General features: G+C 65.8%; 24 protein-coding genes and 1 pseudogene. 21 read left to right on the top strand and 4 right to left on the bottom strand.

Annotation, left to right across the window (positions count from 1 at the left end; translation table 11 throughout):
* Window positions 1-30: 30 nt before the first annotated feature.
* On the top strand, window positions 31-900 hold the full coding sequence (locus RND64_RS17290; protein WP_064866711.1) for a DMT family transporter: 870 nt from the start codon (window positions 31-33) through the stop codon (window positions 898-900).
* Window positions 901-933: 33 nt separating this feature from the next.
* Here the strand turns inward: RND64_RS17290 and RND64_RS17285 are convergent, their stop codons facing one another.
* Entirely contained in the window at window positions 934-1,392 is a 459-nt protein-coding gene (locus RND64_RS17285) for a flavodoxin domain-containing protein (RefSeq protein ID WP_049698720.1), read from the bottom strand.
* A gap of 263 nt (window positions 1,393-1,655) precedes the next feature.
* Between RND64_RS17285 and RND64_RS17280 the strand changes: the two genes are divergently transcribed.
* The 4 genes from RND64_RS17280 to RND64_RS17265 all read left to right on the top strand — a co-directional run bounded on the left by RND64_RS17280 (window position 1,656) and on the right by RND64_RS17265 (window position 6,088).
* Complete coding sequence (locus RND64_RS17280) at window positions 1,656-3,191, top strand: CoA-acylating methylmalonate-semialdehyde dehydrogenase (protein WP_049698721.1); 1,536 nt, start codon at window positions 1,656-1,658, stop codon at window positions 3,189-3,191.
* A gap of 5 nt (window positions 3,192-3,196) precedes the next feature.
* Entirely contained in the window at window positions 3,197-4,375 is a 1,179-nt protein-coding gene (locus tag RND64_RS17275) for an acyl-CoA dehydrogenase family protein (RefSeq protein ID WP_049698722.1), read from the top strand.
* A gap of 46 nt (window positions 4,376-4,421) precedes the next feature.
* Complete coding sequence (mmsB, locus tag RND64_RS17270) at window positions 4,422-5,291, top strand: 3-hydroxyisobutyrate dehydrogenase (protein WP_049698723.1); 870 nt, start codon at window positions 4,422-4,424, stop codon at window positions 5,289-5,291.
* A 464-nt stretch (window positions 5,292-5,755) separates the two neighbouring features.
* Window positions 5,756-6,088, top strand: coding sequence for an endonuclease domain-containing protein (locus RND64_RS17265; RefSeq protein WP_372495492.1), 333 nt, complete (start codon window positions 5,756-5,758; stop codon window positions 6,086-6,088).
* An 89-nt stretch (window positions 6,089-6,177) separates the two neighbouring features.
* Here the strand turns inward: RND64_RS17265 and RND64_RS17260 are convergent, their stop codons facing one another.
* Together RND64_RS17260 and RND64_RS17255 are read right to left on the bottom strand one after the other, a co-directional pair.
* Entirely contained in the window at window positions 6,178-6,681 is a 504-nt protein-coding gene (locus RND64_RS17260) for a MarR family transcriptional regulator (protein WP_049698724.1), read from the bottom strand.
* Between the two features lie 89 nt (window positions 6,682-6,770).
* Window positions 6,771-7,418: a TetR/AcrR family transcriptional regulator gene (locus RND64_RS17255; RefSeq protein ID WP_049698725.1), complete on the bottom strand. Its 648-nt coding sequence runs from the start codon at window positions 7,416-7,418 to the stop codon at window positions 6,771-6,773.
* A 261-nt stretch (window positions 7,419-7,679) separates the two neighbouring features.
* Here RND64_RS17255 and RND64_RS17250 point away from each other — a divergent pair.
* The 12 genes and pseudogenes from RND64_RS17250 to RND64_RS17195 all read left to right on the top strand — a co-directional run bounded on the left by RND64_RS17250 (window position 7,680) and on the right by RND64_RS17195 (window position 20,177).
* Window positions 7,680-9,244: pseudogene (locus tag RND64_RS17250) on the top strand (amino acid permease).
* Between the two features lie 134 nt (window positions 9,245-9,378).
* Window positions 9,379-10,230 (top strand): urea amidolyase associated protein UAAP1, encoded by an 852-nt coding sequence (locus tag RND64_RS17245; RefSeq protein WP_049699017.1) that lies wholly within the window; start codon window positions 9,379-9,381, stop codon window positions 10,228-10,230.
* A 231-nt stretch (window positions 10,231-10,461) separates the two neighbouring features.
* A complete protein-coding gene (locus RND64_RS17240; RefSeq protein WP_049698726.1) occupies window positions 10,462-11,130 on the top strand; it encodes an urea amidolyase associated protein UAAP2 in 669 nt (222 codons plus the stop codon).
* Window positions 11,131-11,156: 26 nt separating this feature from the next.
* Window positions 11,157-13,211, top strand: coding sequence for a 5-oxoprolinase/urea amidolyase family protein (locus RND64_RS17235; RefSeq protein ID WP_049698727.1), 2,055 nt, complete (start codon window positions 11,157-11,159; stop codon window positions 13,209-13,211).
* On the top strand, window positions 13,208-14,887 hold the full coding sequence (atzF, locus tag RND64_RS17230; protein ID WP_049698728.1) for an allophanate hydrolase: 1,680 nt from the start codon (window positions 13,208-13,210) through the stop codon (window positions 14,885-14,887). The genes RND64_RS17235 and atzF overlap by 4 nt, the downstream gene beginning before the upstream one ends.
* A gap of 103 nt (window positions 14,888-14,990) precedes the next feature.
* Window positions 14,991-16,598, top strand: coding sequence for a hypothetical protein (locus tag RND64_RS17225; RefSeq protein ID WP_053117424.1), 1,608 nt, complete (start codon window positions 14,991-14,993; stop codon window positions 16,596-16,598).
* A gap of 66 nt (window positions 16,599-16,664) precedes the next feature.
* A complete protein-coding gene (locus tag RND64_RS17220) occupies window positions 16,665-16,892 on the top strand; it encodes a hypothetical protein (RefSeq protein ID WP_049698729.1) in 228 nt (75 codons plus the stop codon).
* A 152-nt stretch (window positions 16,893-17,044) separates the two neighbouring features.
* The gene (locus tag RND64_RS17215) at window positions 17,045-17,239 is read left to right on the top strand and encodes a hypothetical protein (RefSeq protein ID WP_049698730.1); all 195 of its coding nucleotides are present in this window, start codon (window positions 17,045-17,047) and stop codon (window positions 17,237-17,239) included.
* Between the two features lie 70 nt (window positions 17,240-17,309).
* Window positions 17,310-18,206, top strand: a complete 897-nt coding sequence (locus tag RND64_RS17210) for a DUF3558 family protein (protein WP_049699019.1) — start codon at window positions 17,310-17,312, stop codon at window positions 18,204-18,206.
* Complete coding sequence (locus tag RND64_RS17205; protein WP_049698731.1) at window positions 18,203-18,757, top strand: DUF3558 domain-containing protein; 555 nt, start codon at window positions 18,203-18,205, stop codon at window positions 18,755-18,757. Before RND64_RS17210 ends, RND64_RS17205 begins: the two co-directional genes overlap by 4 nt.
* 64 nt (window positions 18,758-18,821) lie before the next feature.
* Window positions 18,822-19,766, top strand: coding sequence for an SMP-30/gluconolactonase/LRE family protein (locus tag RND64_RS17200; protein WP_200903243.1), 945 nt, complete (start codon window positions 18,822-18,824; stop codon window positions 19,764-19,766).
* Window positions 19,767-19,820: 54 nt separating this feature from the next.
* The gene (locus RND64_RS17195) at window positions 19,821-20,177 is read left to right on the top strand and encodes a VOC family protein (RefSeq protein ID WP_049698733.1); all 357 of its coding nucleotides are present in this window, start codon (window positions 19,821-19,823) and stop codon (window positions 20,175-20,177) included.
* On the opposite strand, the gene RND64_RS17190 is transcribed toward RND64_RS17195, so the two are convergent.
* A complete protein-coding gene (locus RND64_RS17190; RefSeq protein WP_235434339.1) occupies window positions 20,163-21,083 on the bottom strand; it encodes an acyl-[acyl-carrier-protein] thioesterase in 921 nt (306 codons plus the stop codon). The genes RND64_RS17195 and RND64_RS17190 overlap by 15 nt on opposite strands.
* A 135-nt stretch (window positions 21,084-21,218) precedes the next feature.
* Here RND64_RS17190 and RND64_RS17185 point away from each other — a divergent pair, with 135 nt between their 5' ends.
* The 4 genes from RND64_RS17185 (at window position 21,219) to RND64_RS17170 (ending at window position 26,105) form a co-directional block, all read left to right on the top strand.
* A complete protein-coding gene (locus tag RND64_RS17185; RefSeq protein ID WP_049698735.1) occupies window positions 21,219-22,904 on the top strand; it encodes an FAD-dependent oxidoreductase in 1,686 nt (561 codons plus the stop codon).
* Window positions 22,905-23,007: 103 nt separating this feature from the next.
* Complete coding sequence (locus RND64_RS17180; RefSeq protein ID WP_049699020.1) at window positions 23,008-24,318, top strand: glycosyltransferase family 4 protein; 1,311 nt, start codon at window positions 23,008-23,010, stop codon at window positions 24,316-24,318.
* Complete coding sequence (locus RND64_RS17175) at window positions 24,305-25,030, top strand: class I SAM-dependent methyltransferase (RefSeq protein ID WP_049698736.1); 726 nt, start codon at window positions 24,305-24,307, stop codon at window positions 25,028-25,030. The genes RND64_RS17180 and RND64_RS17175 overlap by 14 nt, the downstream gene beginning before the upstream one ends.
* 37 nt (window positions 25,031-25,067) lie before the next feature.
* On the top strand, window positions 25,068-26,105 hold the full coding sequence (locus RND64_RS17170) for a prenyltransferase (RefSeq protein WP_049698737.1): 1,038 nt from the start codon (window positions 25,068-25,070) through the stop codon (window positions 26,103-26,105).
* Window positions 26,106-26,110 lie beyond the last annotated feature (5 nt).

Here is a 26,110-nt window from a genome sequence, read left to right as displayed (position 1 = left end):
AGCCGCTACGACACCGTTAGCCTGGATTTCGTGCATTCCTGGCTTCCCGCGCTGCTGGCTACTGCCGCAGCACTCCTCATCGCCGGGGGTACGGTGCTCCGGCAGCGTGCCTCTCGGGCGTCGGGGGCCATCACGCCGGGCTGGTGGCTCGGAGCGGCGATCGCGATCGCCGGGTTCGCGCTCCAGGCGTCGGCTCTCGGATTGGGTTCGATACTGCTGGTCCAGCCGCTCGTCGTGCTGGCGGTGTTGTTCGCGTTGCCGCTCGAAGCGTGGGCCGACCATCGGCATCCGCAGGCCAAGGAGTGGGCCTGGGGTGCGATTCTCGTCGGCTGTGTCGCGACCTTCCTGCTCATCTCGCGCCCCGAGCCGTCGCTTCGACGACCCAACGACATGGTGGTGTGGGGGGCCGTCGCGGCGGTCGCGGCGGTCGTCGTCGGATGTGTCGTCCTTGCCGAGCGATCCACCCCGCACTACCGGGCGCTGTTCTACGGACTGGCCGCGGGGACACTGTTCGGAGTGTCGGCGCTCCTGGTCAAGACGGTGGTGTACCAGGCGATACACCACGGCATCCACACCTTCGCCAAGCCTGAGATCTACCTGCTGGTTCTGGTGGCAACGGGAGCCGTGGTGGCCCAGCAGAAGGGGTTTGGCGCGGGCGACCTGCAGACGTCGTTCCCGGCCATGAACGTGATGGAACCCGCGGTGGCGATGGCCCTCGGCGTGGTGCTCCTCGGTGAGAACCTCAAGGTGTCGGTGCCCACCGCGCTGTTCCTCGGGATCGTGCTCGCCGCGATGGTCCGATCCGTCGTCGAGCTCGCGAAATCGTCGGCGGTGCGAGGCGAAGAACGCGAAGCGCAACTGCGTGACTCGGCACCCTCGCCGATCCGCAGGGTCGCCTGACGGGAGTCGACGCCGCCGCGCGTCCGGGGGCGTTCAGGCGTCGACGGACTCGATCACTTTCGCGATGCTCTGCGCCCATTCGGCTGCGGCCTTCGCCGGCTTGATCGACGACGAGTTGTCGTGGCGGTGATGTTCTCCGACCTGGGTCGCTCCGTGGCGGGTGAGGAGCTCGGCCATGAGCTCGCCGCCGCGGTTGAAGGTCTCGCCGTAGATGGTGTCGCCGAGTCCGAACACGCCGAACCGCACGCCGGACAGGTCCGGGGTGGTTTCGGTGATCTCCTCGGCGAAGGGCTCGGCACCCGTCGGCAGTTCGCCCTCGCCGTAGGTCGAGCAGACGACGACGAGGAAGTCGTCGGGGTCGAGATCCTCGACGGCGAACTCGCTCATGTCGTAGATCGACGGATCGTGCTCGGCAGCCAGGACATCGGCGATGGCGTCGGCCACGAGCTCTCCGTTGCCGGTCTCGGTGCCGTAGAGGATGACGACGGACACGATCTACTCCCTTGATTCTTCGCGTGATGGATGTGGGCGCGATCGACGGGCGATCGCAACCAAACGAAGGCTACCCTAACTGTCCACTTGGGCGCACCGGAGCCTTCTTCGGCTCCTTTGTCGGAAGGCGTTTACGAAATTACTTGGATGTCCTAGTATGTGTGAGTACAGGGTCTGATGGCTCACATCTCCCGGCCCCATAAGCGTCACGACACTCGACGTCCACAATCCGAACCTCCACAACCCAGAACAGGTGATCACCGGTGACCGCTGATGTATCCGTACCGTCCATTCCGCACTACCTCGACGGTGCGCGCGTCGAGGTGACAGACGGACGCCACGCCGACGTCTTCAACCCCAGCACCGGCGCGGTCCAGGCCTCCGTTCCCCTCGCGAGCACCGACGACGTCGCCGCCGCTGTCGCAACCGCCGTCGAAGCGCAGAAGGAGTGGGCCGCGTGGAACCCGCAGCGCCGCGCCCGCGTGTTGATGCGCTTCGTCGACCTTGTCAATCAGAACGCCGACGAGATCGCGACGACGCTCTCGCTCGAACACGGCAAGACGCACGCCGACGCCCTCGGTGACATCCAGCGCGGCGTCGAGGTCATCGAATTCGCCATCGGCATACCGCATTTGATCAAGGGTGAGTTCACCGAGGGTGCCGGCTCGGGCATCGACGTGCACTCGATCCGCCAGCCCCTCGGCGTGGTCGCGGGCATCACCCCGTTCAACTTCCCGGCCATGATCCCGTTGTGGAAGGCCGGGCCGGCACTCGCATGCGGCAACGCCTTCATCCTCAAGCCGAGTGAGCGTGACCCGTCGGTCCCGGTGCGTCTCGCCGAATTGTTCACGCAGGCAGGTCTTCCCGACGGCGTGTTCCAGGTGGTGCACGGCGACAAGGAGGCCGTCGACGCACTGCTGAACCACCCGGAGGTCAAGGCGCTCGGCTTTGTCGGCAGCTCCGACATCGCGCAGTACATCTACTCAACCGCTGCCGCGAACGGCAAGCGCTCACAGTGCTTCGGCGGCGCCAAGAACCACATGATCATCATGCCCGACGCCAATCTCGACCAGGCCGCAGACGCGTTGATCGGCGCAGGCTACGGCAGTGCAGGCGAGCGCTGTATGGCGATCAGTGTCGCCGTCCCGGTCGGGGAGCAGACAGCAGAACGGTTGCGCGCCAAGCTGATCGACAAGGTCAACGCACTGCGCGTCGGCCACAGCCTCGACCCCAAGGCCGACTACGGCCCGCTGGTCACGGCAGCGGCACTCGAGCGCGTCAAGGGCTACATCGGCAAGGGGGTCGAGGAGGGTGCAGAACTCGTCATCGACGGCCGCGACCGCAGCAGCGACGAACAGACCTATGGCGACGACGATCTGTCGAACGGCTTCTTCATCGGCCCGACGCTCTTCGACCACGTGACCAAGGACATGTCGATCTACACCGACGAGATCTTCGGGCCGGTGCTCTCGATCGTGCGCGCCGGCGACTACGAGGAGGCGCTCGCTCTGGCGTCGGATCACCAGTACGGCAACGGTGTCGCGATCTTCACCCAGGACGGCGACGCCGCCCGTGACTTCACCGCGCGTGTCGACGTCGGCATGGTCGGCGTCAACGTGCCGATCCCGGTTCCGGTGGCCTACTACACCTTTGGTGGTTGGAAGCGTTCCGGATTCGGCGATCTCAACCAGCACGGACCGAGTTCGATCCAGTTCTACACCAAGACCAAGACGGTCACGTCGCGCTGGCCGTCGGGCGTCAAGGACGGGGCCGAGTTCGTCATCCCGACGATGGACTGAGGGCGATGACCACCACCGCTCCGGCCGGAACCGCGGTCGGTCTCGACGACGACGAGCGCGTCATCGTCGAGACCGCTGCGGCATTCGCGGCCAAAAGGCTTGCGCCACATGCTCTCGAGTGGGACTCGACCGATCACTTCCCGGTCGAGGAGTTGCGCGAGGCGGCCCAACTCGGGATGGGCGCCATCTACTGCAACGAGGACGCCGGCGGAAGCGGACTGCGTCGACTCGACGGCGTGCGGATCTTCGAGCAACTCGCCTACGCAGATCCCGCGGTCGCCGCCTTCCTCTCCATCCACAACATGTGCACGTGGATGGTCGACAGTTACGGCACCGATGAGCAACGTGCGCACTGGATTCCACGCCTGGCGAGTATGGAGACCATCGCGAGCTACTGTCTGACCGAGCCGGGCGCCGGCTCCGATGCCGCGGCGCTGTCGACGCGCGCGGAGAAGGTCGGCGACCACTATGTGTTGTCCGGCGTCAAGCAGTTCATCTCCGGAGCCGGGTCGTCGGATCTGTATGTCGTCATGGCGCGCACGGGTGGCGACGGCCCGAAGGGAATCTCGACGTTCCTCGTCGAAAAAGGCTCCGACGGGCTGAGTTTCGGCGCGCAGGAGCACAAGATGGGGTGGCACGCCCAGCCGACGGCGCAGGTCATCCTCGACGAGGTGCGCGTGCCCGCCACCAACTTGCTCGGCGAGCAGGAGGGCATCGGCTTCGGCATCGCGATGAACGGGCTCAACGGGGGAAGGCTCAACATCGCAGCGTCGTCTCTCGGTGGGGCACAGGCTGCCTTCGACAAAGCGGCGTCGTACGTCGCGTCGCGAAAGGCATTCGGGAACAACCTGATCGACGAGCCGACGATCCGCTTCACCCTTGCCGACATGGCCACCTCGCTGCAGACCTCGCGCCTGATGCTGTGGCACGCGGCGTCGTCTCTCGACGCGAATGCGCACGACAAGGTGGAGCAGTGCGCAATGGCGAAGCGCTATGTCACCGACGCCTGTTACACGGTCGCCGACCAGGCCCTGCAGCTTCACGGCGGATACGGCTACCTCACCGAGTACGGCATCGAGAAAATCGTCCGCGACCTGCGCGTGCACCGCATACTCGAGGGGACCAACGAGATCATGCGCGTCGTCGTGGGTAGGTCGGTGGCAGCACGGTTCCGCGAGTCCTGACCAACTCCACCTGACCACACATACTTCAACACAGGGAGAATCGACAATGACGACGATCGCCTTTCTCGGACTCGGCAACATGGGCGGCCCCATGGCCGCCAACCTCGTCAAGGCCGGACACACAGTGCACGGGTACGACCCGGTTCCCGAAGCGGTCAAGACCGCCGAAGCCGCGGGCGTGCAGACCTTTCCCACGGCGGTCGAGGCGGTCGCCATCGCCGAGGTCGTGATCACGATGCTCCCGAGCGGAGCCATCGTCAAGAAGCTCTACGACGAGATCCTCCCCGCCACGGCAACGGGCGCGCTACTCATCGACAGCTCGACGATCTCCGTCGCCGACGCACGCGAAATCAATTCGCGCGCAGCCGATCATGGCTTCGCCCAGGTCGACGCCCCGGTCTCGGGCGGCGTGAAGGGCGCGGTCGCCGGCACGCTGGCGTTCATGGTCGGCGGCACCGAGGAAGCGTTCGTCGCCGCACGACCGACGCTGGAACCGATGGCGGGCAAGATCATTCACTGCGGTGAGTCCGGCGCCGGCCAAGCCGCGAAGGTGTGCAACAACATGCTGCTCGCGGTTCAGCAGATCGCGGTCGGCGAGGCGTTCGTGCTGGCCGAGAAGCTAGGCCTGTCCGACGATGCGCTCTACGACGTGGTCACCGGCGCGACCGGAAACTGCTGGGCCATCGAGACGAACTGCCCGGTCCCCGGCCCGCAGCCGACCTCGCCCGCGAACAACGACTTCAAGCCGGGCTTCGCCACCGCGCTGATGAACAAGGACCTCGGCCTCGCACTCGACGCCATCGCCGACACCGGTTCGCGCGCCCCCCTCGGCGAGCACGCCGCCGCGCTGTACCGCTCCTTCGCCGAACAGCACTCCGACCTGGACTTCTCTGCGATCATCACGACCCTGCGCTGAACTCGCCGAGCCGACCTCGCTGGTCGAGCCGATCCCGCTGGTCGAGCCTGTCGAGACCACCCGCCGCCCGAGCTGAACTCGCTGGTCGAGCCCGACTCGCTGGTCGAGCCTGTCGAGACCACGCCGTCGGCGGCGCAACCCGCTACGGCCGCGGATCAGTATGACGCGCAGCCCGAAATGTGTGTCGTATCGGAAGATGTGGGTGCTGCAGCACACAGATCCTTCGGTTCGACACACGTCTAGCCCGGCCGGGCTGCTGGCGTGCAACGGGTCGCAAGGTCTAGTTGGAGCCGGGGTGCGTACACAATCGTGACGTGAGCGGGGCGCCGAGGAGATTATTGTCTTGGCGTCGCGCTGACGACCGAGTTGTGTACGCGCTGTGCGGGTGTGGTGTTTGGTGGGCGTTGGGCAAGGTGGCGCGGGCCCCGACCAGCGGCGCATCCGGGTCGAGAGCACTGGGCCCGGTGGGTGATCTCGACAGGCTCGATCGGCGGGGTGGGGCTCGATCAGCGGGTGGGCTCGATCGGCGGGGTGGGCTCGATCGGCGGCCGAACGGCTTCGCGGCGGAGGGCGACTACCTGATCGACGTCGCGTTTCCCGCCGCGATGCTCGCCGTCGAGATCGACGGCTTCGCATACCACCGGGACGCGAAGACTCTTCAGCATGACCGCACTCGACGCAACGCCCTGATCGCCAAGGGCTGGACGGTACTGAACTTCACGTGGTCTGACCTAGTAGAGCGGCCCGACTACGTGATCAGTTCGATAGAGGCGGCCCTCGAAGCGGCAGCAGCCTGATCAGTATGACGAGAAGGCCAGAAATCCGGCGAGATTGTCATACTGATCGACGACGTTCGGGCGCGATGCAGGTCCGGCGCGATCCAGGCTCAGAAGTCGCCTGCGTTGTGGCGCAGTTCGTGGATCGCGTCGACGAGGCCGCTGATCTGGTCCGAGGTCATTCCGACGTCGGCGAACACCTCGCGGTTGAGCGTCGCGGTGGCGTCTTCGACAGTCGAGCGGCCCAAGTCGGTGATCTCGACGAGCGTGGTGCGGCCGTCGGTGGGGTGGGGGAGGCGTCGAACGAGTTGCGCCTCCTCGAGGCGTCGAATCGCATGGGTGACGCTGGTGACGTGCACCTGCAGGCGGTCGCTGGCCTTGGTGATCGGCAGTGCACCGTTGCGCGAAAAGGCAAGCAGCCGAAGCAATTCGTAGCGCGAGAAGGTCAGATCGTAAGGGCGGAGCGACGATTCGACGCGGGCCAGCAGGATCTGGTGGGCCCGCATCACGGAGGTCACCGCGACCATCCCGTCTGCGACGTCGCCCCAGCCGGCCGACGTCCAATTTGCCTTCGCCTCGGCGATCGGGTCGAACTCCATGCTGTGCCCTGCCATGGCTGTCAGCCTATCTGCCGTCGACGCCGCCGGATGCCGCCCGGGGCTCCGCGCGTCTGCACTGCCGATCGCGCCGACCCTCCCGAGCGTCAGGCGCGGCTGCTGTGCGTGAGCAGCATCTCGATCGCGCCCACAATCGTGTCGACGAGGTCGGCGGCGGTGCGGCCGTCGAGTTCGTCGCGTTGCTCGTCGGAGCGGAGCATGATCATCGATTCGACGAGGCGGAAGGGGAGCAGGCTGCGGGTGTCTGTGGGGTCGTCGAGTACAGCGGCGGCGAGGGTTTCGTAGGCGGCGGCGAGTTCGCTTCGCGCTGTGCGGAATTGGGCGTAACGGTCGTCGCCCACCTCAGGAAGCAGGTACAGCGAGCCGAGGTTCCAGCGTTCGTCGACGAGTTGTGTGGCGTCGAATCGTGCGAGGTCGAGGAGTCGGTCGAGGGGTGCGCGGTCGTCGTCGAGCAGTTCTCTTGCGCGCTCGAGAGATCCGACGACGGTGGCGTCGAGCAGTGCGGCGAGGATGTCGTCCTTGTTCTTGAAGTAGTGGTACATCGACGCCTGGCGGATGCCGACGGCCTCGGCGATCATGCGAGTCGACGTCCCGGTGTATCCGTGGCGGCAGAAGAGTTCGGCTGCGGCGTCGAGGATTTCCTCACGCGCGGTGGCGCCTCGCCTGCGCTGTTCGACGAGGCGCGGTCGGCCGGGGCCTGGCGCCACTCGGCCTTGCCGGGACGCAGTACTCATCTGGAAGCTCTTTCATTCGTGCCGAGGCGTGGGTTGCGGCGATAGCGTCATCGAGTCTAGTCCGACCAATTCGCGGCGATTTCGCGATCTGAGCCGGCCGCAATGCGTGGGGTCGAAGCGACCTGGACCTCGTAACACGCTCGTAGCGTGAGTTTCCATCCCCGCAACATATCTGTCACCCGATAGAAAAAGCTCGAGCGTTATCTATCAACTGGCAGATAAACCCGCTCAATGTGGAGCCTCACCTCGAAGGAACTCACGATGACCTCCACCGCACAACCCGACTCCAAGGCTCCCGCCGGCACCTCGCCCTCGAGCGACGTCGACGACGCCGACTCACTCGCCCAACTCGGCTACAAGCAGGAGTTGCACCGCGGCATCGGAGGATATGCCGCGTTCGCCTCCGGCTCTCGTTCGTCTCGATCCTCACCACCGTGTTCGCGCTGTTCGCGCTCGGCTTCGGTCTGGGCGGTCCCGCGTTCTTCTGGACCTGGCCGATCGTCTTCGTGTGCCAATTCTGCGTGTGCCTCGTCTTCGCGGAGCTCTCCGGGAAGTTCCCCGTCGCCGGTGCCGTCTATCAATGGTCTCGACGACTCGCCGGTGACGGAGTCGGCTGGTTTGCCGGCTGGTTCATGCTCGTCGGTTACATCGTCAGTGTGGCGGCACTGGCCATCGCGATGCAGAGCGTGCTTCCCGAGATCTGGTCGGGCTTCCAATTCGTCGGCGACGACACAAGTCTCACGTCCGTCTCGGGTGCTACGAATGCGATCATCCTGGGCACCATCACGATCATCGGCTGCACGATCATCAGCGGTGTCGGCGTGAGCTTCATGGGCAAGATCACCGTCACGGGCGTGACCATCGAGATCATCGGCGTCGTGGCGCTCGTCGTCGCGATGTTCATCAAGGCGGAACGCTCCCCGGCGGCGGCGATCGCGAACACCGGAGAACACGGACAGGGACTCGGCTACTTCCCGGCTTTCCTCGCTTCGATGCTCATGGCCTGCTACGTGATGTACGGATTCGACAGCGCTGCAGAGCTTTCCGAAGAGACCAAAGATCCTCGACGCACCGCGCCGAAGGCGATCATCAACGCGCTGCTCGTTTCGTTCGTCGGCGGAGGTCTGATGATCATCGGTGCGCTCATGGCCGCTCCGTCACTCGGTGCGCCGGAACTCTCGGCTCAGGGAATCGCCTGGGTCATCACCTCGCAACTCAACACCGTCCTCGGTAAGGCGCTGCTGATCATCGTCGCGATCTCGATCTTCTCCGCGACTCTCGCCATTCAGGCGTCGGCCTCCCGAGTGATGTTCTCGATGGCGCGCGACAACCGTCTTCCCTTCGGTTCAGCACTGGCAAAGGTCAACCCGCGCACCGGAACTCCCGTCATCACCGGCATCGTCGTCTCGGCGTTGGCGATTCTGATCTTGCTCGTCAACCTCGGGCAGGCGGGCGTCTTCGCTGCGATCACCAGCGTGTCGGTGGTCATCGTGTACCTCGCCTACCTGATGGTCACGGTGCCCGCACTCATCCATCGCCTGCGCGGAACCGAATTGAGCCACGGCCGACCGGTTTTCGGCCTCGGTAAGTGGGGCATCCCGGTCAACATCATCGCCGTCGTCATGGGTGGTCTGCTGATGGTGAACATCGCCTGGCCTCGCGCGGAGGTCTACGACCCCGACGGCGGCAACTGGGTACTGCAGTACTTCGCGATCCTCTTCGTCGCGGCGACGCTGATCGTCGGATTCCTCGCGTACCTCAAGGTCAAGGGCCAGCCGGGAGCGCCGGAACCCGAAGACGCACTCGTCGGACGGAAGCGCTCGTAGCGATTGCCGCAATATCGATCAACTGATAGATTTGTCAACCGAGCGACGACGCCCTGCCGGACCGTATCGAGTCCGTGCAGCCGACCACCGGGACGGCCCGGAACCTCGCCAGCTCATTCTCGAAGGACGTCGACATGACCACCTCGACCACCACCTCCACATCCTCCACCGCCGGTGCCCGCGCGCATGCTCGTGCACAGGCCGGAGCCATCACCGACTCCATGCCCGTGGTGCCTGCCACCGACTGGCCGACGACGATCACCGACGTCGACTCGTCGACGCTCACCTGGGCCGAGACCGTTCCCGGCGGCAGGTACACCACCAAGGTGCTCGCCCGCGGAACGCGAATCCGATTGCGCGACATCACCGGTGACGCGTGTGCACACCTGCTCCTGTGGCGCGTCGACGCCCCGTGGGAGCGCCTGAACGTCGCCGACACCGTCAAGGTGCCCTGGCAGGCCTACCTCACCACCGGCCACCCACTGCTGAGCGATCAGGGCAGGGTGCTCGCCACCATCGTCGACGACACCAGCGCGCACCACGACGCGCTCACGGGCACAACCACACTCGCCGACAACGCCGCCAAATACGGCCACGGAGAGGCATATTCGACGACTCCCGCGGGGCGTGAGCTCCTCAAGCTGGCTGCGGCCAAGAACGGATTGACGCCCACCGATGTGGCGCCATCGCTCTCGCTCTTCGAGGGAGTGAAGGTCGACGACGAGGGATCGTTCGAGTTCCAGGGGAGCGCGGGCGCAGGCAAGAGCGTCGACCTGCTTCTGCACCTGCCGTGCATCGTGGCGATCGCCAACACCGCGCACCCGCTCGACCCAAGCGCGGATTTCCGCTCGGGACCCCTCGAAGTGCTCGCATGGCGTGCCACCGACGACCTCGACGCGCTGCTCGCCGGCGTCGCCGACCGCGACCCCGAATACCAGCGCGCCGTCGCCAACAGCGAAGACGTGTACGGCGCGACGCGCTTCTGACGCCGAGTGGTTTCGACTCGGGTGCTCGCTGCGCTCGCGCCCGGCTCAACCAGCGGAATGCCAGTGGTTTCGACTCGGGTGCTCGCTGCGCTCGCGCCCGGCTCAACCAGCGGGAAGCTCGCGCCCGGCTCAACCAGCGGGAGGCTGGCGCCCGGCTCGACCGCCGAAATGCCGTGTCGAAACCACCACCCCCACCCCCGAACTCAACACATCCGAACGCAAGGACCAATCATGACCACCACGATCAATCCCACCACCGCCCCGGCGGCCGACCTCGCGCTCGTGCCTGGCGACGTCATCTACGACGGCATCGTCGCAGAGCGCGCTCCCTGGTCGGAAGTCGTTGCCGCGGGCGACGTTGCGACCATCGTCGACCTCCACGGCAACCAGGCCGTCGACACGCTGTTCTACGGCGGTCACGACCACTCGATCCGCTACTCGGCGCAGACAACCATTGCCGCGCAGGGGAATATCTTCCTCACGACCGGCACGGTCATCCGTGACCAGGAGTCGCAGCCGATGATGACGATCGTCGCCGACGAGGTCGGCAATCACGACACCCTCGGCGGTGCGTGCTCGCAGGAGTCCAACACGCTGCGCTACGGCCACCACACCAAGCATCAGCACGCTTGCGTCGAGAACTTCCTCATCGGCGGCTCACGTCACGGCCTCGGCAAGCGAGATCTCGTCGGCAACGTCAACTTCTTCATGAACGTGCCCGTCGACCCCGACGGTGCACTCGGAATCGTCGACGGACTGTCCGCACCGGGCAAGCGCCTCGCACTCCGTGCCGAGGTCGACACCCTCGTGCTCGTGTCCAACTGCCCCCAGATCAACAACCCCTGCAACGGATTCGACCCGACTGCCGTCCGCGTGATCGTCACGCGGCCGCGGGGCTGACCGAGTACCGACCGCCAGGAGACGAGATGAACAGTCAGACAACACAGTTCGACGGCGTCGACGTGCTACGCGCCGGACCCATGACCACCATCCAGGATTGGCCCGGCCGCGTCGGTTACTGGAAGGTCGGGGTCCCGCCGTCGGGTCCGATGGACGACCTTTCCTTCCGGCTCGCCAACATGGCCGTCGGTAATCCGGTCGACGCCGCGGGGCTCGAAGTGACGATGCTCGGACCGCGCCTGCGCTTCTCGACGTCGGCAACGGTTGCCGTGACCGGCGCTCCGGTCGCGTTGACCCTCGACGGAGTCGTTGTGCCCCAATGGGTCCCGCTCACAGTGCCGGCGGGCGGTGTGCTCGACATCGGAGCCGTGGGCTCCCTGGGGCTTCGTGTGTACATCGCGATCTCCGGGGGTGTCGAGGCTGAGGAGTACCTCGGCAGCCGTTCCACGTTCACGATGGGCAAGTTCGGCGGACTCGACGGTCGCGTCCTCGCCGACGGCGACATTCTGGCGCGCGCGGGTCTCCCGACAGGGAACCCGACGCGGATTCTCACCGAGGAGCAGCCCGCGTTCACGAATGCATGGCAGCTCGGTGTGACGGTCGGACCGCACTCGGCCCCGGAGTTCTTCACTCCCACCGACATCGCCGAGATCATGGGCACCGACTATCAGGTGCACTTCAACTCCGACCGCACCGGTATTCGCCTGGTCGGTCCCAAACCGCAGTGGGCGCGGACCGACGGCGGCGAGGCGGGACTGCATCCCTCGAACATTCACGACAACGCGTATTCGGTTGGAGCGCTGGACTTCACCGGCGACACCCCGATCCTGCTCGGTCCGGACGGACCGAGCCTCGGCGGGTTCGTCTGCCCGGTTACGGTGACGGCGTCGGAGCGCTGGAAACTCGGGCAGCTGAAGCCCGGTGACACGGTGCGGTTCGTCGCGGTCAAGGCGGCGGAGGCGGCGTCGCCGGCAGAACTGGGTCTCGCACGCAGAGCGTGCTTCGTCGACGTGCTCTCTCGCGGAGGCGATTCCGACAGCGGAATCCTGGGAACCACGACGACGGCCGACGGCACCACGTCGGTGACCTACCGCCGCAGCGGCGACGACAACATCCTCGTCGAATACGGCGACATGCGCCTCGATCTCGCTCTTCGCGCCCGCGTGCACGCGCTCGCCGAGCGGATCGAAGCGGAGAATCCCGCGGGCCTCGTCGACCTGACGCCTGGGATCAGATCGCTTCAGGTGAAAGCAGATCCGACGAAGTGGTCGCAGCTCGCCATGCGGGACTGGCTCATCGAGTGTGAGAGCCAGTTGCCGGCAGCGTCGGAACTCGTAGTGCCCAGTCGCACAGTGCATCTGCCGCTGTCGTGGGACGACCCGGCCACGCGCGAGGCGATCGAGCGATACATGCTCGGTGTACGCTCCGACGCACCCTGGTGTCCGTGGAACATCGAGTTCATCCGGCGCATGAACGGACTCGACTCGGTCGACGACGTGCATCGGATCGTGTTCGACGCCGACTATCTCGTCCTCGGTCTCGGCGACGTGTATCTCGGTGCGCCCGTGGCAGTTCCGCTCGATCCGCGGCATCGACTGGTCACGACAAAGTACAACCCTGCACGTACCTGGACTCCCGAGAACGCCGTCGGCATCGGCGGCGCCTACCTGTGTATTTACGGGATGGAGGGGCCTGGCGGCTATCAGTTCGTCGGCCGCACCACGCAGGTCTGGAACCATCGCTATCCGCAGCAGGCTCCAGGCTTCGATCCCGAACATCCTTGGCTGCTCCGCTTCTTCGACCGCATCAAGTGGTACCCGGTCGGCGCCGACGAACTGCTGGACATGCGGGCCGACGTCGCGGCGGGCCGCGGCGACAGCGTGCGCATCACCGAGGGCACCTTCTCACTGGCAGAACACGAGCGCTTCCTCGCCGACAACGCCGACGCCATTGCCGCGTCCCGCACGACGATGGAGTACGCGCGCGCCGAAGAGCGTGAACGATGGTCCTTGGCCGGAGAGTTCACGACGACCGAGCAGAATGAGACCGACAGCTCCGATCCGAAGGGGAAGGTTGCATGACCAAGATCGACGACATCTACACCGCGATCCGCGACACCGACCGGCCCGAGGTGTTCATCACCCTTCGCCCGGAGGCCGACGTCGCAAGCGACTACCAGCAATCCGTGGCGAGCGATGGACCGCTGGCCGGAGCGATTCTCGCCGTAAAAGACAACGTCGACGTCGCGGGATTGCCCACGACCGCAGCGTGTCCCGGGTATGCCTACGTGCCCGACGCAGATGCGCCCACGGTTGCCGCGCTGCGCAAGGCCGGCGCGGTCGTCATCGGAAAGACCAATCTCGACCAGTTCGCCACCGGTCTCGTCGGAACCCGTAGTCCCTATGGCGCCGTGCGTGATTCACGGCGTACCGATCGAATCTCCGGCGGGTCGAGTTCCGGTTCTGCGGTTGCCGTCGCACTCGGTTTCGCCGACATCGCGATCGGTACCGACACCGCAGGGTCGGGCCGTGTTCCGGCAGGTCTGCAGGGGATCGTCGGCGTGAAGCCGACCGTTGGCGCGATCTCCACCGACGGGATTGTGCCCGCGTGTGCCGACTACGACGTCCCGACGATCTTTGCCGCCGACCTCGAGCTTGCGAACCTGGCCACCGCAGTGATGGCGCAGGCAACCGGCGAGCGGCCATTCGACAGCGAGAGTCGGTTTGCAGCGCCCGAGGCTCCGATCATTGCGGTGCCCGCCGACCTCCCCGAGCTCGACGACCGCTGGCGCGACGCCTTCCGTGAGGCTGTGGCCGCGGCCGAGGCTGCGGGCTTCACGATCAAGACCGTCGACCTGACGCCCTTCCTCGCCGCAGCACGACTGCTCTACGACGACGCCCTCGTGTCCCAGCGTTACGACGCCGTCGGTGAGTTCATCGACAGCGCAGCGGACTCCGACGATATCGGACTCGATCCCGTTGTGGCGCAAATCGTGTCGAAGGCATCCGGCTACACCGCCGTCGATCTGCTCCGTGCGCGACGTCGACTCGCCGAGCTCAGGGCGTTGGCGATGGAGCAATGGGGTGACGCGACGGCACTGATGGTGCCGACCGCGCCGTTCCACCCACGGATCGACGAGGTCGTCGCCGACCCGATCGGCGTCAACAGCCGGATGGGCACGTACACGAACTTCTGCAATCTGTTCGACCTCTGCGGATTGGCGGTCCCGGCAGGCGTCGTCGACGAAGCCGACGGAACCCGATCCGAGTTCGGTATCACGCTCCTCGCGGGTGCTCACGAGGACGCGGTTCTCATCGATCTTGCTCGGCGACTGCGGGTTTCGGCAGCCGACTCCCAGCACGGCGCGTCGGCACCGACGTGGCCCGAGCGGGTAGCGCCATCGGTCGAGCTCGCCGTGTTCGGCGCGCACATGGCTGGTGGCCCGCTGACGCACGAGCTCAGCGACCGCGGCGCGCGCTGGGGTAGGGAAGTACGCACAGCGCCGTCGTATCGTCTTGTGGCACTGGATACGACGCCACCCAAGCCGGGTTTGATCCGCGACCTCGATGCGGGTCGTGTCATCGAAGGGGAGAGCTGGGTCCTGTCGCCCGCGGCGCTGGGCGAGTTCCTCGCCGCGCTGCCGCAACCGATGATGCTGGGCAAGGTCGAGCTCGCCGATGGTAGCTGGGTGGTCGGATTCGGATGCGACGCGCAGGCCGGCGAGTCGGGGCGTCCGCTCGACCGCACGCGGTGGTGAGGCACTTTTCTTGAAACCGTCCGTTCTCGCCGAATCGTGGTGATTGAATCCTCCCTAGCTCGGGGACGGTACTCGAGCCGATGTCTCGGAGGGGGCAAGCCACATGGCTCAATCGGCGGTGAACGGTGCGGGGCGCGGTGGAGTTCGTCGAGCGGAGAAGCAGGATCGACGCCGCAAGCGCAAGGCCGGTCAGCGAGCCGCCGCCGGCGCCGTGGCGGTGGCCGCCGCAACCACGCTGAGCTTCGGGCAGACGGTCGGGGCGGGGCACGCTGAGGCCGGGGTCGCCGACGACATCGTCAATTCGATTGTCGATGGGGCCGGGACGGTCGCGGGCGTGTGGAACATCGACGTCTGCGCCACCGGCGAGACGAAAGGAAACGCCAACTGCGACGCCGCGACAAAGCTCGGGGTCGCGGTGGTCCTGCCGGACGAGATCTCCGTCATCCCGAGCGGCAACAACACGGCGCATGGATCGGCCGTCGTCAAGGGGTCGGGTTACGAGTTCGCTTTGGCGGGTCGCGAGGGCACGGCGACGGCGATCGCTTACCTGCCGGTGAGTCTCGCGACCGCGGGGGCGACAGATGGACGTACTGCCTGGTCGTTCGCCGTGCTCGGAATGGCGAACGCATGGACGACGGATGCTACAGATGTCACGGCCTGGCACGACGGACCGCGCTTGACCAGCGTGCCGGGCGTGGCGTCGGTTGGCTGCTACGGAGGATTGACCGCAGGTTATGCCGAAGGCGTCGGCGCATGCAGCAATGTCCTGGGGACATTCGATTTTCGCTACTCCGAGCTCGACGAGACCAAGCACAACCTGACGATTCCCGAGGTTCAGTTCGCACTGACCGACCCGACCGCGGTGCTCTCGGATCCGGCGGGCGTTTTCGCGGACGTGATCAGCGACCTGCTGCAGGGTAGAACTCCTACTCTCAGCAAGGACTTCACCAGGCTCACCGTCGGAGGTGATCGGACGGATGCTTACGGTCTGCCCGTCTTGCTCACCCTCACAAGCGATTACGGCACGCAGGCGCCCATCGTGGTGCACTGGCTCGGCTCGTCGGTGACGTTCAATCCGACGGTGACGGTCAACGGCAAGGTCAAGCCGAATCATCTGGGACTTCCCGTGATCACCCTCGGCTACGTCGACACGGCACAGTTGTTGCCGACAGTCGACATCCCCGAGATCGCGTTCCCGTTCGGGGTGCCGTCGGTGGGCCCGTTCGGCGGGTCGAGCAGCGCCGCCGGCACGTCGAAGATCACCGCCCTGCGTGCGAGCAGCACAAGCGAGGCCACTGCTCCCACAGAGACCGACACCGAGACCCCGGCGGCGTCGAGCGCACCGATCGTCGCCAACGAAAGCAGCACGGCAACAAAGCAATTCGACGCTCCTTCGGTACCGGAATCGACAGCTGATGCCGCGCAGGGGAATTCGTCGAGTCTCGGCGCCTCGGGGTACGTGGGCAAGCATCGCTCGCTCGGCGACTACGTGGGCAAGCACCGTTCGAGCGACGGCACAGGCGACCGGGCCGACGCGGCGTCGAACAGCTCCCCGAGTGCCGAAGCCACGACCGACTCTTCTGACACCAAGGCCTCCGACCTCCAAGCCCCCGACACCCAAGCCCCCGACACCCAAGCCCCCGACGCGAATGCCTCGGAAGCCGCATCGGGGTCAGCGCAGTCGACCGTTAGCGCCGCGGGCGGACAGTAGCCTTCCACGCGATCTGACTGTTTGTTACAACGGAAGAGGCCGATCACTCGACACGAGGAGACGACGATGAGCGGACCGATCTCAGGCGAAGACCTGCCCGAAGGCGTCGTCGACCCCGAAGCGCCACTCGACGACGAGCCCGGCGAATCGCTTGCCGACGATGCGCCGCTCGACGAGTTCGTCGACCCCCTTGCGGGAGTCGAACCGCCACAAGCCGACGACGTTCCGAGCGCGGATTACGTCGAACAACACCTCGACGTCGACGAGGTGGAACCACCCCGGCGCGACGACTGACCGCAAAACCCCATTTGACCCTGAAACGTCGGCAGACTCGAGAACCCCGTTGGCTACAGTGGAGCCATCGAAGCAGGTTAGGCCCGATGTGTCGCCGACCGCTCGCTCACCGGAGTCAAGCGGTCGACGGTGGCGCACGCTAGGAGGAAGTCATGGCGATCGATCCCGCAAAGAGCAAGGCAGTCTCGCAAGTGGTGCGCGAGCATCCCGGAATGAGCCTTGTGGCAATGTCACCCGGCATCGTGGTCTTTCTCCTGGTAGGAATCTTCGCGAATTGGTTCCTGGCGATCGTGCTCGGCGTCGCAATGGTCGCAGGCGGGTACTACGTGCTGACGCGACAGAAGTGAGCAGGGCATAACCGGTGCGAGGACGACTGCGGACGGGTGACGCTCACTCGTGGGCAACGAGGCCCCGACGGTGAGCGCACGCGTCGACGCCTACATCTGGGCCATCCGGCTCACAAAAACACGTTCGGCTGCAGGGGACGCATGCCGAGGTGGTCATGTTCGTGTCAACGGGGCGACCGCGAAGCCCGCGCAGCACGTCAGCATCGGCGACGAGGTGCGCCTCCGGCTGGGTGGTCGTGAGCGCATCGTCGAGGTGACCCAGGTGATCACCAAGCGAGTGTCGCCCGCGGCGGCGTCGGCCTGCTACATCGACAAGAGCCCACCCCCGCCTGCCAAGGAGATCCTGGCGAGTCAGCCACGACGCGATCGCGGTGCCGGCCGGCCGACGAAACGCGAGCGACGCGAGATCGACAAGCTGATGCGCGGTGGCTTCCTCGTGTCGTTGGCGGTAGTGATCGCGCTGATCGGCAGTGCCTGCTCGTCGGACTCCGACGATTCGGGAGGCAACAGCAACGGCAACGCTGCGGCGCCGCCGGCGAAGGCGGGGTCGGGTCCGTTCTTCGGTGAATGCGGAGGCGTCACCACAGAGGAGGTCAACAACCTCACAAAACTCGGCACGCTGACCAACACGGTGAACAATTCGTCGGTGTGTGAGTGGTCGTCGAGCGCTGATCGCACCGGACCGGTGGCATCGTTCAACTGGTATCGCGGCTCACCTATCGGACGTGAGCGCGCCACCGAGCAACTCTCCCGCGAGTCGACCAAAGACATAGAGATCAACGGACACAAGGGATTCATCGCATCCGACACAGGCATCTGCGAGATCGGAATCGCCTTCGGTGCCGACTTCTTCGAGTGGTCGGTGAGCGCCGGTACCTCATCACTGAGCGCGCAGGCCCCCGACACCCAACAGATCTGCGACGCCACGCGTGAGCTCTCCGCGATGTCGATCGAGCGTGCGTCATGAGGCGCGTGAGACGCGTCGTCGTGCCGTTGCTTGTCGCTCTGGCCGTGCTTGTCGGTGCGCTTTCGGGCTGCACCGTCGACGGCCAGGCAGTCTCGTCCGAACAGGCCAACGCCGATCAGCCCGGCAACGTCGACACCGACCGATTCGACAAGTTGACCCTCGAATGCCAGGTGCTCTCGACAGCTCAGATCGCCAAAGCGGTCGGCGGAACGTCGGCTCGGGGCACCTTCAACGGCGCGATCTGCCGATGGATCGTCGACGGGCCGGTCGCCGCGAACGTCACCTTCAACTGGTTCGAATGGGGCGACTTCAACGTCGAGAAAGACACCGCCAAGCGGCTCGGCTACACAACCGAGAACGTCCGGATCGTGAGTCAGGCTGCGTTCACGCAACGCGACCCCAAGCGCCCAGGGGTGTGCGGCGTGACCAGTCGCGCGCCCACACGTGGCGTCTACACGTTCTGGGTCGAACCGATCGGCGGAGCGGCAGCTGCCGACCCGTGCGCCGCCCCGACGAAGCTGATGGAACTACTCCTCAACGGTGGTCAATAGTCGCTGCCGCGACGGCAGCCAGCAATGACCGACCGGCGCCGCCGCGCTCGCCGAGGCATGATCTATGCCCATGGGAGACTCCGGGTTTCGATTCTTGCGTGCGCTGCTCGTACCGGCGCTGGCGGCACTTGCGATCGTGAGTGTCGGATCGGTCGCCGACGCGGCCCCGGGCACCCGGTGTGCCGGCGCGACGGTCACCACCAGGACTGCCTCGCCGTCTCCGACGGGTTGGGCAGAGAATCTCACGTTCGATCCCTCGGGCAACCTCTGGGTCTCACGTCTCTACGAGAATTCGGTGGAACGCTATGACCGCTCCGGACGGCGCACCGCAACCGTCCCGGTGTGGGCGCCCGGCGCGTTGCGCGTCGGTCCAGGCGGTGATCTGTACGTGAACTCGGGTGACCAGTTGTCGTTCGGCACGGAGCGCAACGGCGTCGTCGTAAAGCTTGATCCGCTTGCAGCTCAACCTAATCCGACGGTCTACGCGCGCGGGTTCGCGATGCCCAACGGGCTGGCGTTCGACGCGGACGGGTTCGGATACGTCGTCGACAGTTCGCTCGGAGTTGTCCGGGTCGCGCCCGGTGGTGCCATCGACCGACGCTGGACGGATAGGGCCCGCGCGGCGTTGGCCACCTCGCCGGCCGTCAACGGGATCAGCCCCAATGGCGCGGTGGTCATCGGCAACGACCTCTACCTGACCTTCACGGCAAGTCGAACGGGACGGGTCGTCGCGGTACCGCTCGACGATCCCGGCTCGATGCGTGTCGTCGCCGACCTCACGGCTCCGCTGCCCGGCCTGCTCGACGACCTCACCGCGCTGGACCCGCACACCATCGCTGTCACGTCGACGCTCGGCTCGCTCATCCTCGTCTACGTACGCACGGGCGCACACTGCAGCATTGCACTCGGCCGACCGGCGACGGCCATCGCCGTGCAACCCACGGATTCGCGCGCCCTGGTGGTCGCGTCGGAGAGCGGTGACCTGCTCGACGTACGGCTCGCCAAATGAACAAGAAGCAAACATATGTTCGACTAATACGCCGATCGTGATTAAGGTGAGTCCATGACTCTCTCGGTTGCCATGATCACTGTCGACACGCTCGAGCCGATATCGCTCGCCACCTGGTGGGCCACCAATCTCGGTGGCACGATCGTCGCGGAGAACGACGGATTCTTCGTCGTCGTCGCGCTCCGTGACGGCGGCCCCGCGATCGGCTTCCAGAAAGTCGACGACCCGACGCCCGGGAAGAGCCGCATCCACCTCGACCTCGCGTCGCCCGACTATCCGGCCATCGTCGACACTCTCGTCGCGAACGGGGCCACCAAGCTCGGCGACCGGGAGATCCCTGGTGGTGGCTTCGGATGGACCACGCTGACCGATCCCGCCGGCAACGAGTTCTGCGTGTCAGGCGGTCACTGACCGATCCGCCGCGGCCCGATCGCCGGCCTCCCGATCGACAACCGCTTGATCAACGGTCTCCTGATCGCCGGCCGCCTGGTCGGCTGAGCGCTTCGTCACCGACACGGTGGCTGCGACCTGGTCCTCGCCGTCGTCGTCGGGAATGAGCATCCACAGGAGGAGTCGTTCGGGTTCCCGGACGCGCCGCAACGTGATCGGCGTGCCGGGGACGATCGGACGCAGGTACTCGATCACCAGGCGGTGCGGTCCGTCGATCAGATCGAGATGATCGACGAGTTCGTCCTCGACCGCCTCGAGGTACGCGGCGTTGTTGAGGTGCTTGAACGGGTCGAAGTCGGTGCTGCGCAACACGTGTTCGCGGTCGTCGGCCGACGCGCCCTCGGCGTCGGGAGCCTTCTCCGGATTCAGCGACTTCCAGCGCAGGCGGTGCTCGTCGGTCATCGACGAGAGCAGCTCGAACGCGTCGTCGGAGATTCGCGACGGCATGCCCTGGTCGTTGACGTTGATCCAGAACGCCTCTGTCTCGATCAATCCGGACTCGCGTGGTTCCGGGTTGAACCGATTGGTCTGGTGCTCGGCTGTCAGCCGGACGCGCATGTTGGTCCACCGTGTCGAGAGCGACCCGCACCACCGCTGTGCGGTGACGGTCGCAGGCCACGAGATGGGCTTGATGACGTCGACGACGGTCCGCCGCACGATCCAGAACGGATCCGAGTCGCCGAGTTCGGTTGCCTCGATGTTGTCGTTGGCGACGTCCTGCAGATACCTGGCGACGGCGTCGAGTCGTACGCGCATGTCTTGGTCGACGTCGCCGGTCCGTACGCGGTACGTCGCCTCGAAGAAGCGCGCGCCGTCCTTGCGGTCGGGGAGTGCTGCGCCGGTGGCCTGGCTGTTGTCGCGGGTCAATAGATGTCCTCTGTCGGCTGTGTCGGCTGGCTCACACGCCACGGTTACGATCGGGTAGCTCACGGTGTGGTCGTTAAGATACAGTCACCACAAAACTAGAACACGTTCTACGTGTTGACTTCGAGGACAGCACAGATGGCCCATGTGATCACACGCCCCTGTTGTAACGATGCGAGCTGCGTCGCGGTGTGCCCGGTCAACTGTATCCACCCGACGCCGGATGAGCCCACATTCTTCACCGCGGAGAGCCTCTACATCGATCCGGACACCTGCATCGACTGCGGGGCATGTATCGACGAGTGCCCCGTCGAGGCGATCATTCCCGACGACCAGCTCGACGAGCGTGACGAGCCCTACCTGCAGATCAACGCTGACTACTACAAGGATCACGACGTCGACGGTGGCTTGGTTCCCCCGAAGAAGGCCCCCAAGCTCCCCGCGGGAGATGTCCGCGTCGCCATCGTCGGCGCCGGGCCTGCCGCGTTCTATGCCGCGGAGGAACTGGTCCGTAAACCGCAGATCTCTGTCGACATGTTCGACCGTCTACCCACGCCGTACGGGCTGGTGCGCGCGGGAGTCGCCCCCGACCACGCTGCCACCAAGGGCGTCGAGTCGACCTTCGCGGCGACCTCGGCCAAGCGCAATTTCCGCTACTTCCTCAACGTCGAGGTCGGTAAACACATCAGCCACGACGAACTCACCGCCCGCTACAACGCCGTCATCTATGCGGTCGGAGCCCCAACGGACAAGCGGCTCGGTATCGCCGGCGAGGACCTGTCGGGTTCGGTGTCGGCGACCGAGTTCGTCGCCTGGTACAACGGTCATCCCGACTTCGCCGACCTCAGCTTCGATCTGTCCGGCGAGCGCGCGGTCGTCGTCGGCAACGGCAACGTCGCGCTCGACGTCGCCCGCATTCTGGTGACCGATCCCGACGACCTCGCCAAGACCGACATCGCCGATCACGCCCTCGCAGCGCTCCGCGAGTCGAACATTCGCGAGGTGGTGCTCCTCGGGCGACGCGGGATCGCGCAGGCGGCCTACACCAACAGTGAGTTCCTCGCGCTGGGTGAGGTCGACGGCGTCGACGTGATCATCGATCCGGACGAGCTCACACTCGACCCGGTGTCGGAGGCCGCGCACTCCGACGACGAATTGGATTCGACGATCGCGACCAAACTGCGGCTCGCGCAGGAGTTCGCGCAGCGCCCCACCACCGAGGGCAACAAGCGCATCGTCTTCCGCTTCCTGACGTCGCCGACGGAGCTGACCGGCGACGGGAAGGTCGAAGAACTGCACGCCGTGCGCAATGTCTACACCGAGGCAGGCGAGAACGTCGCGATCGTTCCGACCGACAACGGCGTCGACCTCGAGACCGGACTCGTGTTGCGCGCGATCGGTTATCGCGGAGTGCCCATCAACGACGTCCCGTTCGACGAGGTGCGCTGCGTGGTACCCAACGTCGAGGGCAGGGTGCAGTCGAGTGTCGACGGCGAGATCGTCCGCGGCCTGTACGTGACCGGATGGATCAAGCGTGGCGCGACAGGCGGTATCGGGCGCAACCGGCTGTGCGGGCAGGAGACTGCCGAATCGGTGATCGCCGACTTTGTCGAGGGCGTCCTGCCGCAGGCATCTACCTCGGCAGACGACGTCGCGGATCTGGTGGCCGACCGCGGCGCCCATCGCATCGACCTCCCTGGTTGGAAGAACATCGACGCCACTGAACGCAGTGCTGGCAAGTCGGCGGGGCGGCGTCGTGTGAAACTGGTGCATATCGATGAACTCGAATCGGCGTCCCGAGAGGCAGCCGAATCGAGATCGTGACAGCGGCGTCGTCGAGTCGGCCGGATCGGTTGTCGAATGGGGCGGCGAGCCGTAGCAGCATCGGGCCGTCGTCGGTCCGTGAATGGAGAGGTGGAAACACAAGGTGCGCGTGGCATTTCTGTCGTATCGCAGCAAGCCGCATTGCGGTGGGCAAGGCGTCTACGTACGCCACCTCAGCAGAGAATTGGCGCTGCTGGGGCATCAGGTCGAGATCTTCTCGGGACAGCCGTATCCCGAGCTCGACCAGTCGGCGATCGACGCGGGCGTCACACTCACCAAGGTCCCGAGCCTGGGTCTCTACGACGAACCCGACCCGTTCCGTACCCCGCGGCCCAGTGAGTTCCGTGATTGGATCGACGCTCTCGAAGTGGGCGCGATGTGGACGGCGAGCTTCGGCGAGCCGCTGACGTTCAGCCTTCGTGTCGCCCGGCTGCTCGCCGACCGTCGCGACGACTTCGACATCGTGCACGACAACCAGTGCCTCGGCTACGGCCTGCTGCAGATCCAGAAGCAGGGCTATCCGCTGATCGCGACGATCCACCATCCGATCACGCGTGATCGTTCGTTGGCGGTCAAGGCGGCCAAGGGGTGGCGCAAGGTCAGTGCGTGGCGGTGGCATTCGTTCCTGCGGATGCAGGGTCGGGTCTCGCGTCGGATTCCGGAGTTGTTGACGGTCTCGCGGAGCAGCGAGGTCGACATCCGCAAGGCCTTCGACATCGAGGCCGGTCGGATCACGACCATCCCGCTCGGCGTCGACACCGCAATCTTCCGGCCCGAGGCCGCTGCGGCGCGTGTGCCCGGCCGCGTGGTCTGCGTCGCCAGCGCCGACGCTCCTCTCAAGGGAGTGTCGTATCTGCTGGAGGCGATCGCCAAGCTGAGCGCCGAGCGCGACGTCGAACTCACGCTGGTTTCCAAGCTCGACCCCGACGGACCGTCGGCGAAGATGATCGACGACCTCGCCATCTCGTCGCGGGTGCGCGTGGTGTCCGGGCTCGAGGATTCGGAGATGGCAGAGCTACTCGCGTCCGCCGAGGTCGCCTGCGTGCCATCGCTGTACGAGGGGTTCTCCCTGCCGGCAGTGGAGGCCATGAGCTGCGGCACGCCGCTCGTTGCCACGCACGCGGGCGCGATCCCCGAGGTTGTCGGTACCGATGGCAGGTCGGCTACGCTGGTGCCTCCGCGCGATTCCGAGCGACTCGCGCAGGCGATCGGAACGCTGCTCGACGACGAATCCGCCCGCGCCGCAATGGGTGTGGCCGCGCGCGAGCGGGTAGAAGATCGCTATAGCTGGGCTGCTGTCGCAGCGAAGACGGCGGCACATTACGAGACGGTTCTCGCGCGGGTGCGTAATGAGGACGCGAACTCGCAAGGGGTAACGATGGATTCGGAGAAGGGGAGTCATGCTCACAGTTGATTTCGACCGGTTGGGCGTCGGGTCACACACCAAGGTGATCGACATCGGTGCGGGCCAGGGCAGGCACTCTTTCGAGATGTTCCGTCGCGGTGCAGATGTCATCGCATTCGACCAGTCCGAGAGCGATATGGCCGATGTGGCCGAGATGTTCGACGCGATGATGGCTGAAGGTCAGGTTCCCACCGACGCCAAGGCGCGCGCAGAGGTCGGCGATGCTCTGCGACTTCCGTACGCAGACAACAGCTTCGACGTCGTGCTGATGTCGGAGATCCTGGAGCACATCCCGTCCGATGAGGCTGCCATTGCTGAGATGGCGCGCATCCTCAAGCCCGGCGGCATCGGCGCTGTGACCGTGCCGCGGTACTGGCCCGAGAAGGTGTGCTGGGCGCTGTCGGACGCGTACCACGAGGTGGAGGGCGGCCACGTCCGTATCTACAAGGCCTCCGAGCTTGCAGACAAACTGCGGGCGGCGGGCCTCGAGGTGACCGGAACCGATCACGCACATGCCCTGCACGCGCCCTACTGGTGGCTCAAATGTGCTGTGGGCGTGGACAATAACAAGAACCCGCTGGTACAGGCGTACCACAAGCTGTTGGTGTGGGACATGATGTCGGCACCGGCTCTCACCCGCGTGGGCGAGCAGGTTCTCAACCCTGTGATCGGCAAGTCGGTCGCGTTGTATCTGCGGAAGCCGGAGAGCGCGGCGTCGTGACCCCGCCGTCGAGCGTCGTCGACCCATCTCCCGGTCGATGACCGCACAGGCGCACGTCGGTGCGCTCGCCATTGCCGGTGTTGTGACCGGTGAGCAGATGCGTGCCACCGGCGCCGCCATCGCCGCCATGCAAGAGAATTCCGGCGCGCTGCCGTGGTTCCCCGGCGGACGCACCGACCCCTGGGATCATATCGAATCGGCAATGGCGTTGAGTGTCACCGGTTTTCACGCGGAAGCGGAGGCCGCGTACGGCTGGAGTCTGCACACGCAACGCGACGACGGGTCGTGGCCGCTGCGCTTCGACTCGGGTGTCGTGACCGACCACGGCACCGACTCCAATTTCTGCGCCTACATCGCCGTCGGCGTGTGGCATCACTACCAGATCACCGGTGACGTCGTGTTCTTGGAACGCATGTGGCCGGTCGTGTGGTCGGCGATCAACCTCGTCCTGCGTTTCCAGCGGCCCGACGGCGCCTTCCGTTGGGCGGGCGATCACGCGACCGGCACCATGTTCGACGAGGCGCTGATCACGGGGAATGCCAGCATCTTTCAGGCGCTCGACTGCGCGGTGCGCATCGCGGTGGAGGTGGAGCAACCCGACGACGAGTGGGTACGCGCCCGCGAGGCGTTGCGCGACGCATTCCAGTGCAGGCCAGAGGTTTTCGAGAAGCCGTCCGAGCACTCGATGGACTGGTACTACCCGGTGCTCGGTGGCGCTGTGCGCGGTCGTGCCGGTCAGGAGATGATTGCTCGACGCTGGGATGAGTTCGTCGTACCAGGTCTCGGTGCGCGGTGCGTCGACCACCGACCGTGGGTGACCGGTGCCGAAACCTGCGAACTCGCAATCGCACTCGATGCGCTGGGCGACACCGCGGACGCCGTGAAGCTCATCGCATCCATTCAGCATCTCCGCGACCCCGACGGCTCGTACTGGACCGGACTCGTCTTCGACGACGGCAAGCGCTGGCCGGTCGAGAAGAGTTGCTGGACGTCGGCGGCGGTTGTCCTGGCTGTCGATGCGGTCACGAGAAGCAGTGAGGCCAACGGGATCTTCCGCGAAGCAGGAGTGCTCTGAGCGTC

Origin of the sequence: Gordonia sp. w5E2 (genome assembly GCF_036540975.1) — a bacterium.
GTDB classification, from domain to species: Bacteria; Actinomycetota; Actinomycetes; order Mycobacteriales; family Mycobacteriaceae; genus Gordonia; species Gordonia jacobaea.
The sequence above is the reverse complement of the archived record's forward strand: the minus strand, read 5'-3'. Positions and strand labels throughout refer to the sequence as shown.